General features: G+C 40.9%; 16 protein-coding genes. 13 read left to right on the top strand and 3 right to left on the bottom strand.

Annotated elements, in window-relative coordinates; translation table 11 throughout:
- Positions 1-4: 4 nt before the first annotated feature.
- The 8 genes from FFF34_009770 to FFF34_009735 are packed head-to-tail and all read left to right on the top strand — an operon-like array spanning position 5 to position 6314.
- Complete coding sequence (locus FFF34_009770; protein TSD67652.1) at positions 5-652, top strand: TerB family tellurite resistance protein; 648 nt, start codon at positions 5-7, stop codon at positions 650-652.
- 10 nt (positions 653-662) lie between these two features.
- Complete coding sequence (gene traJ / locus FFF34_009765; GenBank protein TSD67651.1) at positions 663-1880, top strand: conjugative transposon protein TraJ; 1218 nt, start codon at positions 663-665, stop codon at positions 1878-1880.
- Positions 1881-1903: 23 nt separating this feature from the next.
- Positions 1904-2518, top strand: a complete 615-nt coding sequence (traK, locus tag FFF34_009760) for a conjugative transposon protein TraK (GenBank protein TSD67650.1) — start codon at positions 1904-1906, stop codon at positions 2516-2518.
- Between the two features lie 5 nt (positions 2519-2523).
- On the top strand, positions 2524-2853 hold the full coding sequence (locus FFF34_009755; GenBank protein ID TSD67649.1) for a hypothetical protein: 330 nt from the start codon (positions 2524-2526) through the stop codon (positions 2851-2853).
- A gap of 3 nt (positions 2854-2856) precedes the next feature.
- Positions 2857-4140 (top strand): conjugative transposon protein TraM, encoded by a 1284-nt coding sequence (traM, locus tag FFF34_009750; protein ID TSD67648.1) that lies wholly within the window; start codon positions 2857-2859, stop codon positions 4138-4140.
- A 10-nt stretch (positions 4141-4150) separates the two neighbouring features.
- The gene (locus tag FFF34_009745; GenBank protein TSD67647.1) at positions 4151-4984 is read left to right on the top strand and encodes a DUF4138 domain-containing protein; all 834 of its coding nucleotides are present in this window, start codon (positions 4151-4153) and stop codon (positions 4982-4984) included.
- A gap of 33 nt (positions 4985-5017) precedes the next feature.
- Positions 5018-5788, top strand: a complete 771-nt coding sequence (locus tag FFF34_009740) for a hypothetical protein (protein ID TSD67646.1) — start codon at positions 5018-5020, stop codon at positions 5786-5788.
- Between the two features lie 55 nt (positions 5789-5843).
- The gene (locus FFF34_009735) at positions 5844-6314 is read left to right on the top strand and encodes a hypothetical protein (GenBank protein TSD67645.1); all 471 of its coding nucleotides are present in this window, start codon (positions 5844-5846) and stop codon (positions 6312-6314) included.
- Between the two features lie 6 nt (positions 6315-6320).
- Here the strand turns inward: FFF34_009735 and FFF34_009730 are convergent, their stop codons facing one another.
- Genes FFF34_009730 through FFF34_009720 form a run of 3 tightly spaced genes read right to left on the bottom strand, consistent with a single transcriptional unit; the run spans position 6321 to position 7922 of the window.
- Positions 6321-6776 carry a hypothetical protein gene (locus tag FFF34_009730; GenBank protein ID TSD67644.1) on the bottom strand — a complete coding sequence of 152 codons (456 nt, stop codon included), beginning with the start codon at positions 6774-6776 and terminating at the stop codon, positions 6321-6323.
- A gap of 53 nt (positions 6777-6829) precedes the next feature.
- Positions 6830-7669, bottom strand: coding sequence for an SOS response-associated peptidase (locus FFF34_009725; protein TSD67643.1), 840 nt, complete (start codon positions 7667-7669; stop codon positions 6830-6832).
- Between the two features lie 4 nt (positions 7670-7673).
- Positions 7674-7922 (bottom strand): hypothetical protein, encoded by a 249-nt coding sequence (locus FFF34_009720; GenBank protein ID TSD67642.1) that lies wholly within the window; start codon positions 7920-7922, stop codon positions 7674-7676.
- Positions 7923-8168: 246 nt separating this feature from the next.
- Between FFF34_009720 and dinB the strand changes: the two genes are divergently transcribed.
- The 5 genes from dinB to ligD all read left to right on the top strand — a co-directional run bounded on the left by dinB (position 8169) and on the right by ligD (position 15738).
- The gene (gene dinB / locus FFF34_009715) at positions 8169-9326 is read left to right on the top strand and encodes a DNA polymerase IV (protein TSD67641.1); all 1158 of its coding nucleotides are present in this window, start codon (positions 8169-8171) and stop codon (positions 9324-9326) included.
- Positions 9327-9329: 3 nt separating this feature from the next.
- Complete coding sequence (locus FFF34_009710) at positions 9330-12272, top strand: DNA polymerase III subunit alpha (GenBank protein TSD67640.1); 2943 nt, start codon at positions 9330-9332, stop codon at positions 12270-12272.
- A 5-nt stretch (positions 12273-12277) separates the two neighbouring features.
- Entirely contained in the window at positions 12278-12511 is a 234-nt protein-coding gene (locus tag FFF34_009705; GenBank protein ID TSD67639.1) for a hypothetical protein, read from the top strand.
- A gap of 74 nt (positions 12512-12585) precedes the next feature.
- On the top strand, positions 12586-12759 hold the full coding sequence (locus tag FFF34_009700) for a DUF3606 domain-containing protein (protein TSD67638.1): 174 nt from the start codon (positions 12586-12588) through the stop codon (positions 12757-12759).
- A gap of 54 nt (positions 12760-12813) precedes the next feature.
- Entirely contained in the window at positions 12814-15738 is a 2925-nt protein-coding gene (gene ligD / locus FFF34_009695; GenBank protein ID TSD67637.1) for a DNA ligase D, read from the top strand.

The raw sequence follows: 15738 nt of genomic DNA, 5'->3' as shown, positions 1-15738 counted from the left end.
AATTATGAAAAAGCATTTCAAGTATATCGCAGTGATATTGGTATTTTTCTTTTGCCTTGTTTCGACAAAGGTTGCCTCAGCGCAGGTTCAGGAAATGCAGCAGCTCATTTTGGATATTGAAAAACTTACCCAACTGAAAGGCATTTTGAGTGATATGAAAACCGGCTATCAAATTTATCAGCAGGGCTACGGTAGTATATCCCAATTGTCCAAAGGTAATTTCGATCTGCATAGTGTTTACCTCAATGGTTTGCTGTCAATAAATCCAACTGTAAAAAATTATGGCAGAGTAGCCGAAATCATCACGCAACAAGTTAGCTTGATAAGTGAGTATAAAAGTGCCTACAAGCAATTTCAGCAAAGCGGCTCATTTAGTGTAAGTGAGTTAAATTACATGAGTAGCGTATATACACAGCTTGTCAACCAAAGCCTTCAAAATCTCGACGACTTAACTAATGTACTCACAGCAGGTAAACTGCGCATGTCGGATGATGAGCGAATGAGGGCCATTGACCGGATCTACGCCAGTAGTTCTGATAAGCTGCAATTTCTCCGGCATTTTAATCGGCAAGGGGTTTTACTGAATATTCAGCGCAGCAAGGATGTAGGCGACACCCGAACGATGAAACAGCTTTATGGTATAAACAACTAATCCCAATTTTATGAAAAAGACGATTTATTTAACCGCATTTCTTGCGGTAACGGGGATAGCTTTTCCTTTATTTTCCAAAGCGGACGGACTTGCAACTGATATTCAGGGTTTGCAGGGCACGTTAAACGGGGTATATAATGATATGCTACCGATGTGCAGCCAGTTGATCGGTGTAGGTCGGGCGATAGCTGGGTTTGGCGCACTTTTTTATATAGGAAGCCGTGTTTGGCGACAAATAGCCAGCGCAGAGCCGATTGATTTTTATCCCCTGATGCGCCCCTTTGCACTGGGTTTAGCAATTCTTTTATTTCCTACAGTTATAGCCATTATTAACGGAATTATGTCACCTACAGTAAGTGCCACGGGTGGAATGGTGCAAAATTCGGATGCCGCTATTGCAACCTTGTTAAAAGCAAAAGAAGCGGCGGTAGAAAAAACGGACACCTGGCAAATGTATGTTGGCTCCGACGGCGATGGCGACCGCGATAAATGGTATAAATACACTCATCCCGACGATCCAACAGGTGCAAATGAAGGAATGCTTGCCAGCGTAGGTAACGATATGAAGTTTGCTATGTCTAAGGCTTCTTATAATTTCCGCAATTCAGTTAAGCAATGGATGTCCGAAGTGTTGCAGGTTTTATATGAAGCGGCGGCATTATGTATCAATACCATTCGAACATTCTACCTTATCATTCTTGCCATCTTGGGGCCTATCGTATTTGGGTTGGCTGTTTTCGATGGGTTTCAGCATACCTTAACGGTATGGCTTGCTAAATATATCAATGTGTTTCTATGGTTGCCGGTAGCAAATATCTTCGGTGCTATCATCGGTAAGGTACAGGAAAATATGCTGAAACTTGACATTAACCAGGTTCAAAACGCGGGTGATACATTCTTTAGTTCAACAGATACTGCATACCTCATTTTTTTAATTATCGGCATTATCGGTTACTTCACTGTACCGAGCGTAGCCAATTATATTGTAAACGCAGGCGGCGGCAATGGCTTACTTCAAAAGGTGAATAGTATTGTCAGTAATACCAGCCAATCAGTAATGAGCGCAGGCAGTTCCGGCAGCAGCATATCATCAGATGCTTTCGGCAATCAACGTTCAAATACCAGCGCAAGCATGTCAGACAGCGCAGTCTCCAAACCCTATTTTCAGGATAAACAACAAGGAGCAAACAGCCAGCAGGCTTCCAAAATAAATCCTCAAAAAGCTTAATTATCCACCTTAAAATCTCTTTTATGTTTTCACAACTCAAAAATATCGACACAGCTTTCAAGCATATTAAGCTGTTTAGTTACATGCTCATTGCAGCATGTACGCTTATTTCCTGCTTTGCGCTTTTTAAAAGCTATCAGGCGGCAAACATTGCAAATAATCATGTTTATATTCTGGCGAACGGCAAGGCGCTGGAAGCTTTTGCTGCAGACCGAAAAGACAACATCCCGGTTGAGGCAAGGGATCATATCAGGATGTTCCACCACTATTTTTTCACCCTTGACCCAGACGAAAAAGTAATTGATGCCAATATCGGCAAAGCGCTATACCTGGCAGATGAGAGCGCTAAAAATCAGTATAACGATTTGAAGGAAAAGAGTTACTACAATAATCTAATTTCCGGCAATATCAGCCAGCAGGTTACAGTGGACAGTATTCAACTGGATATAAACCAATATCCCTACTATTTTAAATGTTTCGCTACACAAAAGCTTATCCGTTCAACCTCCACCGCGAACCGCAGCCTGATCACTCAGGGGTATTTGCGTAATGTAGCAAGGTCAGACAATAACCCGCATGGGTTTTTGATCCTGCATTGGGAAACCTTAGCGAACAGGGACACCACCATTCAACATTAAATGCTATGATTTTATCAAACAGTAAAACGTCAGCAAAATTGAGCGACAAGGTTGCGGCTTCGCTGGCAAAACAGATTATATATTTCCAAAAACGTTTTTCGGCCTGGCTTAACAGGTGGTTTAATGCTTATTCTATTCGTCAAAAAAAACAGATTGCTATTGCAATCGGACTGCTAACGTTCATTATACTCATCAGCAGTTCATTTTGCAGCTTTTATACCATTCCCAAATTATCACAAAACTATACGTCTGCACATATTGGGCAGGCATCAGAATTTCCCGCCCCCCGATTTATTAAACGTCAATTTACAGATTCATTAATTAAAAAAAAGTAAATCATGAATGCAGTATTAAACAGCGGCCAATTGCCGCAGCATACTCCTGAATTTCTGAAGGAGCGCAAATTTCTAATCGTTATGCCCCTGCTTATCATCCCATTTTTAACGATGGCATTCTGGGCGTTAGGCGGCGGTAGACAATCCGCATCCGCTTTTGAAAACTCCAATGCACAGGGATTAAATGCTACACTGCCGCAGGCGCAGTTTAAAGATCAAAAGGCTCAGGACAAAATGGGCGTTTACCAAACCGTTAAAACTGATTCCGTAAGTTCATCCAGCAGCGGGGTTAGCGAAAGTTTCGTTAAATCAATGGGACTGGATGCCGCTAAAGCCGGGCATACTGATTCAGCTACCCAACGTTCGACCGCCAACCTTACAGGTGGCCCTACCGTGGCTGATGTGAACGAAGCTAAAATTCAGGCCAAACTTGCCGCTATTAATCAGCAGATCAACCAGCCCGAGCAATCTAACTACGGCGGCGGGAGCGCCTCATCGCCGCAATCTGCCGCAGATGTAAAACGGCTTGAATTAATGATGAAAGCCATGAATGGCAACGGTGGAGGCAGTGATCCTGAAATGAAGCAGCTCACCCAAATGTTGCAACAAATCAACGACATACAAAACCCAGGCAATGCCAATAACCGTTTACGAAACCAATCTTTAAAAAATCACGGTAGGGTTTACGCTGTAGCAGCCGCTAAAGACGATGATGACGAGGAAAATCCTACTTCAGGAGGAATGCAGGTTAGTTACACTTCTTACGATGGCGGCAGTAAAACAAAAAAACGCCGCTCTGCAAGTACTGCCGAAACAGCAGGCAATACCATTCAGGCAGTTGTGCATGAAGACCAAACGCTTGTTAGTGGTGCAGTTATTAAACTAAGGTTGCTGGATGGCATCTATATAAACGGCAAAATGATACCAAAAGGCAGCTTTGTTTACGGCACTTGTTCGTTGAACAATGAGCGGTTAGAAATCAAAATAGCCAGCATTCGCTATCTCAACAACATACTACCAGTAGCACTCGCAGTTTATGACCTGGACGGTATGGAAGGCTTATATGTTCCCGGTTCAATTGGAAGGGATGCTGCAAAAAATGGTGTTGGCGATGCCGTGCAGTCCATGCAAATCATGTCAATGGATCAGTCTGTTGGTACGCAGGCCGCCAGTGCAGGAGTTGAAGCCGCAAAAGGCTTATTCAACCATAAGGTAAAGCAAATTAAAGTTAAAGTGAAGGCCGGTTACGAAGTTCTTTTAAAGGACAGTAACGACCGTGATAATTAAACAAAAAGCCATGAAAAAATCATTCATTATTTTCATTCTTGGTGCCTGGGGAACAGTTTCTTACGCTCAAGATACCGCCTACGTAAGCCGTGATAAAACCACAGCTTTATTTTTTAAATCGGCGGTTAAGATTATCAGCAAATCAACACCTGGTTTCAATGTAATTCAAAAAGAAGATGCACTGATTACCATTAAAGCACTTGATGCGGATTTTGCGCCCAGGCGCATTAACGTGCAGGATGTTAGTACTGCAAAAATCTATCATATTCCTGTCGAATATTCCTACGGGCGGGCCGGAAGACGGATTGACATTGACGGAGCAGCGCCGATGACAGTTAGGGTCATTAAAACTGGTGATTATAATTACAACGCAGTTGTTACCCAATTAGCCGAAGGTAAACGCAAAGACGTGGTAGACCATGAAAAAACCGGAGGAGTAAAAGCCTGGATTGATAAGCTATCCCTTGCGGGTAACCGGGTTTTCTTTAGGTTGGATATTCGTAATAAATCCAATCTTCCTTATGAAATTGATTTTGTCCGCTTTTATATCAGGGATTTGAAAACAGTAGCAAGAATGGCTACGCACGAGCAGGAGATAGTGCCGTTAATTACGACATTACATAAAAAAACCTCGATCACTCATAAACAAGAGATTGCCAAGGTTTTTGGTTTTCACCGTTTTTCACTTTCTGAAGACCAGGCGCTTAACGTTGAATTATACGAGCGGAATGGCAACCGCCATTTGTACCTGCAAATTAAACAAAAGGATCTCGACGATTTAAAAACAATTGCCCCGGCAAGGCAGCAACCGGGAAATACTTTAGTAGCTGCTAATACACTTTAATTAACCATTTATTTCATTTTTAATCATTAAGTTATGAATACTCAAAATGCTGAATTTCTAAAAAAGAGCCTGCTTAACCTGGGTTTTGGCGATAAGTTAAATGCTGAACTGGATAAGGAAATGGCTGCTAAGACGCCTGAATTTAAGTTAGGCTTACAACATGAGTTCAACCAAAAAACGGTTGATTATACCCTGCATTTCAAAGCAGGTGATAACAAGGATATGTACTTTTTCAATAAGTATGATGCAACCATCAGTCACAAAGATGATCCTGCAAAGGATATTAATCAATCGTTCTTCATCAATAAAGGCAGCGGCATTACTGCCAAAGAAGCCTTCAATCTGATGGAGGGCCGTGCTGTTCACAAACAGCTTTACAATCTGGAAGGGCAAAAATATCAGGCCTGGTTAACGTTGGATGATAAAAATCTGACCGATAACGGTAATAAAAAAATAAAACATTACCATGAAAACTACGGCTACGATCTTGAAAAAGTAATTGCCGGTAAGGGTATTAAGGAACTGGATGACGCAAAAGCTAAAGACGAACTTTTGTATTCTTTAAAAAAGGGTAACGCCCAGCAAATTACCGTAGGTGCCGAGGATGGCGATAAGAAATATTTTATCGCCGCTAACCCGCAGTTTAAGACCGTTGACCTTTACGATCATCAGATGAAGAAAATAAAACGGGAAGAATTACTACACACCGAACAAAAGCCGGTAAGGAACTTAAAACAACGCGAGCAGCAAAAGGAGGATGCTCCCGCAAAAAAGCAGTCGCGTAAAGCCAAAGTACACGTTTAATTTAATTATGCAGAAACAGGTCGGTTAATGACCTGTTTCTTTTAAAAATCAAGTTATGGAAACGATAACCACCACACGCAATCCTTTGATTAATATTAACGATGAACAGTGGATAAAATTAGTAGAACTGTTAACCGACAACGTTTTGGCACTAAATAGCCGGAAATTATTAACAGTTGAGTGTCTATATACAACTGGCGGCCACTATCCAGCACTATATTTTCGATTAACTACCGTGTTAGAAGATCCGTCAGATGCAGACCCCAAAACTGAAGTTTCTGGTTTCGTATTCGGATTCAATAATGAATGGGATGATGATGTTTATATTCATCCGTTATCTTCACAAGGATATTGGGAAGAATGGTTACAGGAAAATGGAATAACCTGTGTTTTTAACTACCACGAAGTTGGATTGCGCAAACTTGTTGATTTTCTTGAAAAAGAATTAAAGTTATGGGCAATATCCGAAGAACAGAAGCCTGTAGCGTTTGCTCCAAATCAATGGAGACTTTTAAAGGCTTATTGATTACATTTATACTTCAACTATCCTAAGCGTTTTTGCATCAGCTGTTAAGTTGTGCATTGGACAAACTAATAGACCATCCTTTTCTAACATTGTAGTGCCAAAATGCGGGCAAATTTTGCCTTCGCATTTCATGCCTACGAATGACTTGTACCAGTTTTTATATTTTTCAACTTTTGGAACCTGCCTTTCATTCGGATGTTCAGGTATGCGCAGGCCTGTGTTTAATCGTTCACATCTAACTTTGGTCTGCGAAATAGATAGAAAGCTATAAGTAGCAGAACTTTCAGGAACAATAACAGCGGCTGTGTGACCGTCCCAACAATTGAATTGCTGTTTCATCCGTGGCTCCATTTCAAACCTGCCATCAATATGATAATGTTCGTCGGGAAAATCAAATTGCTTATCTGAATGAAGGTGATCGAAAACTGGAATATAGTATATCCTGCCGTCCGGAATAGTCATTATTTCCGCACATGGCCGCCAATAGTGTTCGCCGATCTGAAAACATTCTTGCATTAAGCTTTAACAGTTTGCAATTCTTGCCAATGATTAAATTGTAATTCCTCGGTATCTACAAAAGTTGTATCTATCGCGGCCAATTCAGGATATTCTAATGGAGTAGCTTCGAGTGTTGTACGATAGTTACGGTCGACGGTGCAAAATTCAAGCAATCTTGATGGAATCTGCGTGCGGGCTATTTGTGAAAGACGTTCTTCGGTTGGTTTTTCCATGAGCCATTCCCAGGCCAAATCCTCTGTTAAAATTGATGGCATTCTTTTTTTTGAATTGTGTATTTGCGACATTACAGCATTGGAATCAGTTATTCCAAAAGCAACGGTGTTTACAAACTGTCCTGTTTCAGGATTGAGCCACTCATTGTACAGGCCTGGCAAGTAAAAGTACTCCTGGTCCTTCAAGCCAACCTGATAAGGATACTTAATCATTTCTTTTAGTTCCTGACCTTTCTTACCGATCTTCGGAATGTGTCTTGATTCTACTATTCCAGTTGACAACACAAGGCAGCGACGGTTTTTAGCAGCATCTGCCCACATAGATCTTTTACCATCTTCCTTAACAAAAAGGTTTTCAGATTTGAAATTGAGCGTAGTATATTTTGCCCGGAAAATATTCGCTTCGGTTCTTGTTTTTACAAAACCAGGTACATAGCCCCATTCGGCTTGTACAATATCGAAATCTTTATTGTCCTCCGATGGTACTAAAATCGCACATGGCGCATAATTGAATCCATTGTGTACACCGACATTTAAAAATGGGTAATTTCTCACCGGCTTTGCCAGACCTTTTAATTCGATATACTCTGCTCTGGTTACTCGTTGACCGTTGTAATAACACATATGCTTATTTTTTTTGATTTCTGATATATGCGGCAATTAGCTTGCCAACTTCTTCTGCTTCCTCCTGCCGACCTTCTGGTATAGAAGTCCAAAATTTTTCATCTCCAAGTCCTTTGCCGACAGTAATAGTCAATACCTTCCTTTTATCGGGAAATTGAATATAAAATATTCGCCTGCTTTTTATTTCGGCTTCCGTTACTTTAGTAACTGCGCCTTTATATTCAATTTCAAATGGTGGCTCCAATTCCCTCATTTCTTATAAAACTAAAAGTTTTTTTTCAATTATAAAATCTGCTTACCAGTACTGTTGATCAACCCTTTAGCGACCAAAAATATCAGGTTGTAAAATTAATCTAAAAAAGATTTAAAATACTAATATTTTTAGCATTAGTTTTGTAGAGATTCTCATACCGGTTTTGTTGGCGTGATCTAAACGCCGGGAACACACCGACTGAAATATAAAATTTTATCTAAATAAATGTAATAGTAACAGACTAACATGAACGCCGACCGCCAAATAATTCACATGGATCAGGATGCATTTTTTGTATCTGTCGAGGTCAGAAAAGACCCTCGTCTGATAGGCAGGCCGGTAATTATTGGCAGTTTGTCCGACCGCGGCGTAGTGGCATCGTGCAGTTATGAAGCACGGAAATTCGGGGTACACTCCGCAATGCCTGCAAGGTTAGCGCGCAGGCTTTGTCCGCATGGAATTTGGATCAGGGGTAATATGGATGAATATACCAAAGCATCCCATGAAATTACCGAGATCATTCAGGAACAAGTGCCACTATTGGAAAAGGCCAGTATTGATGAACACTACATCGATATGACCGGGATGGATAAACATTACGGAACCCTCAAATGTGCGAAAGAGATCAGGGCTAAAGTCATCAAAGAAACCGGATTACCTATTTCATTTGGTTTGTCTGTCAACAAAACAGTATCTAAAATGGCCACCAATGAGTGTAAACCCAATGGCGAACTCAGCGTTGCTCAGCCTGGAGTACAACCGTTTCTAAATCCTCTGTCCATTAAGAAAATTCCCGGCTTAGGCGAAAAGACATTTATCAAATTAAGTGATATGGGTATAAAGCGTATTCATACGCTGGCACAGGTTCATCCTGAATACATGACGAGTATTTTGGGAAAAAATGGTATTTGGCTGTTGCAAAAAGCCAAGGGAATTGATGATTCACCCGTTATCCCATACCACGAAGCAAAAACGATAGGTACACAATCGACATTCAATCAGGATAGTATAGACGTGGAAACGATTAACCACCTGCTTACCTCTATGGTAATGGATCTGGCTTTTGAATTAAGACAAAGTAAAAAACAAACCGCTTGTATCACTGTCACGGTACGTTATTCGACATTTGAAACGGTTACCAAGCAGGCAAGAATACCTTATACAGCACTTGACGGCGTTTTGATTGCCAAAACGAAAGAATTATTTAAGCAGCTCTATCAAAAGCGCCTGTTAATCAGGTTGGTCGGAGTTCGTCTCTCTAATTTAGTTAGCGGCTTTGAACAAATTGATCTTTATTCCGAATCAGAAGAGCAATACAGCCTATGCCAGGCAATGGATAAGATACGACGACGTTTCGGGCCTGGTTCAATTAAGTTAGCATCCGGCATTGATTTAAACTTATAGGGCATGTATCTGAACGTTCATTCTCAATACAGCCTTCGCTATGGCACAATGTCAATTCCTAATTTGGTTGAGGAAGCGGCAGCGCGCGGCATTACCCAAATGGTATTAACGGATATTAATAATTCCACTGGTATTATGGAGTTTATGCGTGAATGTGATGAGCGTGGCATAAAGCCAATTGCAGGGATGGAGTTTCGCCGGGATAAACACCTGCTATACATTGGAATTGCCCAAAACAAAGAGGGTATGCGTGAACTCAATGAATTCTTGAGTGAACACAACCTGGAAAAGAAGCCATTGCCCGACAACGCCCCTGCTTTTAAAAATGCTTTTGTTATTTATCCTTATCGTTATGCCGAAGACCTGAAGCAAAATGAATATTTGGGCGTTCGGTTTGACGAATTAAATAAGCTGTATGGTAAAGATTTAACCTTGCTGAAAGATAAACTGGTTGCTTTACAACCAGTATTTGTTTTAGACAAAATTGAATACCGCCTTCACGAATATTTGCGGAGCATTGATTTGAATCTGGTATTGACAATGGTTAAACCGGAAGATAAATGCACACCGACTGATATGTTTTTGCCTCCTGGTCAGATGGAAGCAAAATATTCACGCTATGCTTATATACTGGATAATACCCGCAACCTAATGAACCGCTGTATCATGGATTATCCAAAAGGTAGGATAAACCTGAACCGCCGCACATTTACCGGGAATAAGAAGAATGACAAAGAATTGCTGGAAAAATTAGCGATGAGCGGTTTAGAATATCGTTACGGAAAAAGCAATAAAGAAGCACTTAAAAAAGTGAAGCATGAACTGAAGGTAATTTACGAACTGGATTTTTGCGCATATTTTTTAATTACCTACGATATTATCCGTTATTCATCCTCTCGGGGATACTACCATGTTGGAAGAGGATCGGGCGCTAATAGTATAGTCGCTTATTGTCTCAAAATAACTGATGTTGACCCGATTGAACTTAACCTTTATTTTGAACGCTTTCTAAACGCGCAGCGAACATCGCCGCCGGATTTCGATATTGATTATTCCTGGGATGAACGGGAAGATGTACAGGATTACATTTTCAAACGCTATGGCAGTCATCACACCGCTTTACTTGGTACCATGTCAACTTTCAAAGACCGAAGTATTATCAGGGAGATCGGCAAAGTTATGGGTTTACCAAAATCAGAAATCGACAGTTTTACAGATTCACGCAAAGCGGCTGAAAATCGAAATAATCCAACTTTTAAGAAGATTACTGCGATTTATGAGCGCATGTCCAATATGCCGAATCAGCGTTCTATTCACGCGGGCGGGGTGTTAATTACAGAAGAACCTATAACATATTATACTGCGCTTGATATGCCTCCAAAGGGTATGCCCACCGTGCAATGGGATATGTACGAAGCTGAAAAAATCGGCTTTGACAAGTATGATATTCTAAGCCAGCGGGGAATTGGCCACATCAAAATGGCTGTAAAACTGATTGAACAAAACCAACAGCGTAAGATTGATATACACCAGGTCAAGGTGTTTATGAAAGACCCCAAAGTTAATGCACAGCTTAAAACAGGTGATACTATCGGTTGCTTTTATATTGAATCTCCGGCTATGCGCCAGTTGATCCGGAAATTGAATTGTGATAACTATCTCACTTTAGTCGCCGCAAGTTCTATCATACGTCCCGGCGTAGCCAGTTCTGGAATGATGGGTACTTACATTAAATATCATCACGCACCTGATACGGTAAACTACCTGCATCCTGTAATGAAGGAGCAGTTGGAGGAAACTTACGGGGTCATGGTGTACCAGGAGGACGTAATAAAAATATGTATTCATTTTGCCGGAATGGACGGTACCGATGCAGATATATTAAGACGCGGAATGAGCGGAAAATATCGTTCAAAAAAAGAGTTCGAGCGTCTCGTCGAACGTTTTTTTGAAGAAGCAAAAAAACTGGGCCGACCTGATGACGTAGTAGCCGAAGTTTGGAGGCAGGTATCTTCCTTTGCAGGCTACAGCTTCAGCAAGGCACACTCGGCCAGTTTTGCGGTAGAAAGCTATCAGAGTTTGTTTTTAAAAACCTATTATCCCAGGGAATTTATGGTAGCCGTCCTTAATAATTATGGCGGTTTCTATGCCCGATACCTGTATTTACATGAACTGAAAAAATCAGGTGCAACAATCCACCTACCATGTGTCAACCATAGTGACAGTATCGTGAACATAGAAGGAACAGACGTTTATTTAGGCTTTGTCGGCGTACATGGCTTAAATGAAATCTTCATCAACTTTATACCCGAAGAGCGGCGGGAGAACGGCTTATATCAAAGCCTGGAAGATTTGATTAAGAGAACAGGTATTGGCTTAGAGCAGGCAATAATTTTAATTCGCGTTGGTGCATTGCGTTTTACCGGCAAAAGTAAAAAAGCCTTGCTCTGGGAAGTTCATTTACTGATGGGCGCAAAAGTAAAAGTGACTAATGATGTAGAGCTTTTTGCAGTGGAAGCAAAAAATTATACCCTGCCGGTATTGGTAAACACGGCATTGGAAGATACTTATCACGAACTTGAACTTTTAGGTTTTCCGGTTACCATGACCAGTTTTGATTTGTTGCAAACCGATTATCGCGGTGAAATTTACGCTAATGACCTTATCAACCATTTGGGCCAACTGGTAAAAATGGTTGGCTGGTACGTTTGCGAAAAAACGGTGCAAACTAAAACCGGGAAATTAATGTGGTTTGGGTCATTCCTTGATGTGGAAGGTAATTTCTTCGACACCGTACATTTTCCAAATACAACAAAAGAATATCCGTTTACTGGCGCTGGCTGTTACCTGATCTATGGCAAGGTCGTTGAAGAATACGGTTTTGCCAGTATTGAAGTGTTGAAGTTCGCTAAACTCCCTATTCACATTAACCCTGTTATTGATTGATTTTTATGGAAAGATTTACAATTAAATGCGAGATTTCACACAAGCAGGTAGAATTGCAGTTTGACATCAAAAAAATGCCAGGCGAAAGCGGGCCATGTTATATGGTTTCTGTTGATGGTTTATTTAAAGGGTACATTAAAAAGGAAAAATCAGGAGCGTTTGGGCAATTAATGAGCTCTCATTTTGGTGATAATGATATGGTAGTAATCAACGAACAATTAAAAAGGCTTACCATTTAAATGTATTAACATCCATTAAAACAGATTTTTATATACCCTGTTATAGTTAAAATTATCTACTAATAACTAAAACTATGGCAACAAGAGGATCAAAAGTGGAAAGAAGTTCTGTATCTGAACAACCACACGAATTAGCGTACGAAGCTAAAAAAGAAGGTACATCTGCTAAAAAAGTAGAAGCTGCCAAAAAATCAGCCGGTTCAAATCAGCGGAGTGCTGTCGAAAGCAAATTGACCGGAAAGAAATAAGCCGAAGCAAACAGTAAATAGAAGCCCCGTAAGGGGCTTTGTTGTCTTAGGGTTATGAAAATTGCTACATACAACATTAACGGAATTAATGGCCGTTTAGAAATTTTGCTGCGCTGGCTAAAAGAAGCGCAGCCGGATATTGTATGCTTACAAGAATTAAAATCAGAAAATCATAAATTTCCTGAAAAGGCTTTAAATGAAGCAGGTTACAACGCAGTTTGGCACGGCCAAAAAAGTTGGAACGGTGTAGCTATTCTGTCTAAAACAGAAATCAGGGAATTACGAAATGATTTGCCAGGTGAAGACGATGAGTTTACCCACAGCAGGTACATTGAAGCCTTTATAAATGGCATCGTAATAGGCTGCATCTATCTACCGAATGGCAATCCCTATCCAGGGCCGAAATTTGATTATAAGCTGCGCTGGTTCCAACGTTTAGCAGATCATGCGCAGGATTTGGTCGATCGCGATCTGCCAATTATTCTTATTGGCGATTATAATGTAATGCCAACCGAGTTAGATACTTACAAACCCGAAAAATATCTTGAAAATGCTTTATTCAGGCCCGAAACCCGCAAAGCTTACAAAGACCTTGTAGATCAAGGCTGGACAGATGCGATACGTACACTTTACCCGAATGAGCGAATCTATACCTTTTGGGATTATCTGCGGGATGCTTATGGCAGAAATGCAGGTTTGAGGCTTGACCACTTCCTTTTAAATAAGAAAGTAGCCGGAAGGCTGGCGGCTGCTGAAGTTGATAAGGACGTTCGTGGTTGGAAAGGTGCCAGTGATCATGCGCCGGTATGGATAGAAGTGGCCGACAAAGATTTACCAAAACGTAAACCAGCTTCTAAAGAAACTGAAACGCTCGAAACGCAAATTGAAAACGCGGAAATTGGTAAAGCCGATATCAATCAGCCGGTAGCTGATTTAAAGACCTTATTGAAGAAAGCCCCTAAATCAAAAATTCCTTCAGATATTAAACCGATGAAGGCAACCTTAGTGGATGCACCGTTTGACGATCCAGGATGGATATATGAAATTAAATGGGATGGCTATCGCGCAGTTGCGATTGTAGAGAAGGGCAAAGCAGAACTATTTTCCCGAAGTAACTTACCGTTTGATCAGTTCAGCCCGATCAATGATTTGTTAGAAAAATGGAAGATTGATGCGGTATTGGATGGTGAAATTGTAGCGTTAAACGAGCAAGGTAATGCCAACTTTGGAGCCTTGCAAAATTGGCGAAACTCAAAAAATGCGAAACTGGCGTATTTCGTTTTTGACATTTTGTGGTATGATGGCAAAATGCTAACTGGCCTGGCGCTTTATCAGCGCCGTGAAATTTTAAAATCTGTATTGCCCGCTGACAATGAACTCATACGTGTTAGCCAGGCGTTTGAAGTCGATGGCATAGATTTTTTTGAATCTGCTAAAAAAATGAAATTGGAAGGCATCATTGCCAAGCGAGCCGATAGCTTATATACATCGGATGCCCGTTCGCGTGAATGGTTAAAGATTAAGGCTAAACGCAGGCAGGAAGTGGTTATCGCCGGATTTACAAAAAACGAAGGAACTGGTAAGTACTTCAGTGCGCTGGCTATCGGTGTTTACGACGGAAAAGGTGTACTTCGCTATATTGGCAAAGTAGGAACAGGTTTTAATGATACTAAGCAAAAAGAAATGATAGCGCAGTTTAGGCCATTAATAACCCATGAAAGTCCTTTTGATGTAGAACCCGACGTTGATGAGCCGTCACAATTCAGGCCACGGAGATTAGGCGCGAAAGCAACCTGGTTAAAACCTGAACTGGTTTGTGAGGTGGAATTTGCTGAAATTACAAGTGATGGTAAAGTACGTCAGGCATCTTTTAAAGGAATGCGCAGCGACAAAAAACCGAAGGATGTGGTAATGGAAATTGAGGCTGATACCGAGGTGGTAGTTGAGGAAACTAATTTACAATCTGATATTAAGGAAGTAAACGACCAACAGCCACAACTAAAGATAAAAAAAGTCACAAAACCAAAATCAAACAAAGCCCCGGCAAACCTATTAATTACTTCCAAAAAGGAAACAGAAGAGGTGAAAGTAGAGGGGCATCTGCTAAAACTGACCCATCTTAATAAATTTTACTGGCCGGAAGACAAAGTAACCAAAAGGGATATGTTCAATTATTACCATCAGGTCGCCCCGTTGATGGTTCCCTATTTGAAGGATAGGCCAATGTCGCTTAATCGTTTTCCGGGCGGCATACATAGTGAAAGCTTTTACCAAAAGAATGTTAAAGACAAGGCGCCTGAATGGGCTGAAACAATGCCTCACATAAATGGTGAAGGGGTTGATAAAGATTACTTATTAGGGAATAACGAAGCCACCCTGCTTTGGATGGCTTCGTTAGGCTGTATTGAAATGAATCCGTGGTTTAGCCGGGTTCAATCTCCGGATAATCCTGACTATTGTATTATTGACCTTGATCCCGATAAACAGCATTTCGACCAAGTTATACAGGCAGCATTAGAAGTTAAAAAAGTTTTAGACGCGATAGATGTGCCTTGCTATCCGAAAACATCCGGTTCAACAGGAATGCATATTTATATTCCCCTTGGAGCGCAATATACTTACGATCAAAGCCAAATTTTTGCCAATATCATAGTTAAATTGGTACAAAAGCAAATACCAGATTTTACTACACTTGAAAGAATGATCTCTAACCGAAAAGGCAAAATGTATCTCGACTTTTTGCAAAATCGCCCAGGGGCAACTATAGCAGGAGTATATTCTTTAAGGCCTAAGCCGGGAGCAACGGTTTCTATGCCGGTAACATGGGATGAAGTGCGACCAGGACTAACCATGCGGGATTTTACCATTCATAATGCGATTGATCGTTTAAGAGAAACTGGTGATTTGTTCAGTGGAGTTCTTGGTCCTGGAATTGATTTAGCCATAGCTGTTCAGAATGCCCAGCGCATTTTCGGTTAA

Source organism: Inquilinus sp. KBS0705, from assembly GCA_005938025.2.
GTDB lineage: Bacteria > Bacteroidota > Bacteroidia > Sphingobacteriales > Sphingobacteriaceae > Mucilaginibacter.
This window is presented reverse-complemented; position numbering and strand designations above follow the sequence as displayed.

Bases quoted from the DNA above. Each gene is read 5' to 3' on its own strand.
- FFF34_009770 (TSD67652.1), top strand. From the start codon at position 5: ATGAAAAAGCATTTCAAGTATATCGCAGTGATATTGGTATTTTTCTTT.
- traJ (TSD67651.1), top strand. From the start codon at position 663: ATGAAAAAGACGATTTATTTAACCGCATTTCTTGCGGTAACGGGGATA.
- traK (TSD67650.1), top strand. From the start codon at position 1,904: ATGTTTTCACAACTCAAAAATATCGACACAGCTTTCAAGCATATTAAG.
- FFF34_009755 (TSD67649.1), top strand. From the start codon at position 2,524: ATGATTTTATCAAACAGTAAAACGTCAGCAAAATTGAGCGACAAGGTT.
- traM (TSD67648.1), top strand. From the start codon at position 2,857: ATGAATGCAGTATTAAACAGCGGCCAATTGCCGCAGCATACTCCTGAA.
- FFF34_009745 (TSD67647.1), top strand. From the start codon at position 4,151: ATGAAAAAATCATTCATTATTTTCATTCTTGGTGCCTGGGGAACAGTT.
- FFF34_009740 (TSD67646.1), top strand. From the start codon at position 5,018: ATGAATACTCAAAATGCTGAATTTCTAAAAAAGAGCCTGCTTAACCTG.
- FFF34_009735 (TSD67645.1), top strand. From the start codon at position 5,844: ATGGAAACGATAACCACCACACGCAATCCTTTGATTAATATTAACGAT.
- FFF34_009730 (TSD67644.1), bottom strand. From the start codon at position 6,776: ATGACTATTCCGGACGGCAGGATATACTATATTCCAGTTTTCGATCAC.
- FFF34_009725 (TSD67643.1), bottom strand. From the start codon at position 7,669: ATGTGTTATTACAACGGTCAACGAGTAACCAGAGCAGAGTATATCGAA.
- FFF34_009720 (TSD67642.1), bottom strand. From the start codon at position 7,922: ATGAGGGAATTGGAGCCACCATTTGAAATTGAATATAAAGGCGCAGTT.
- dinB (TSD67641.1), top strand. From the start codon at position 8,169: ATGAACGCCGACCGCCAAATAATTCACATGGATCAGGATGCATTTTTT.
- FFF34_009710 (TSD67640.1), top strand. From the start codon at position 9,330: ATGTATCTGAACGTTCATTCTCAATACAGCCTTCGCTATGGCACAATG.
- FFF34_009705 (TSD67639.1), top strand. From the start codon at position 12,278: ATGGAAAGATTTACAATTAAATGCGAGATTTCACACAAGCAGGTAGAA.
- FFF34_009700 (TSD67638.1), top strand. From the start codon at position 12,586: ATGGCAACAAGAGGATCAAAAGTGGAAAGAAGTTCTGTATCTGAACAA.
- ligD (TSD67637.1), top strand. From the start codon at position 12,814: ATGAAAATTGCTACATACAACATTAACGGAATTAATGGCCGTTTAGAA.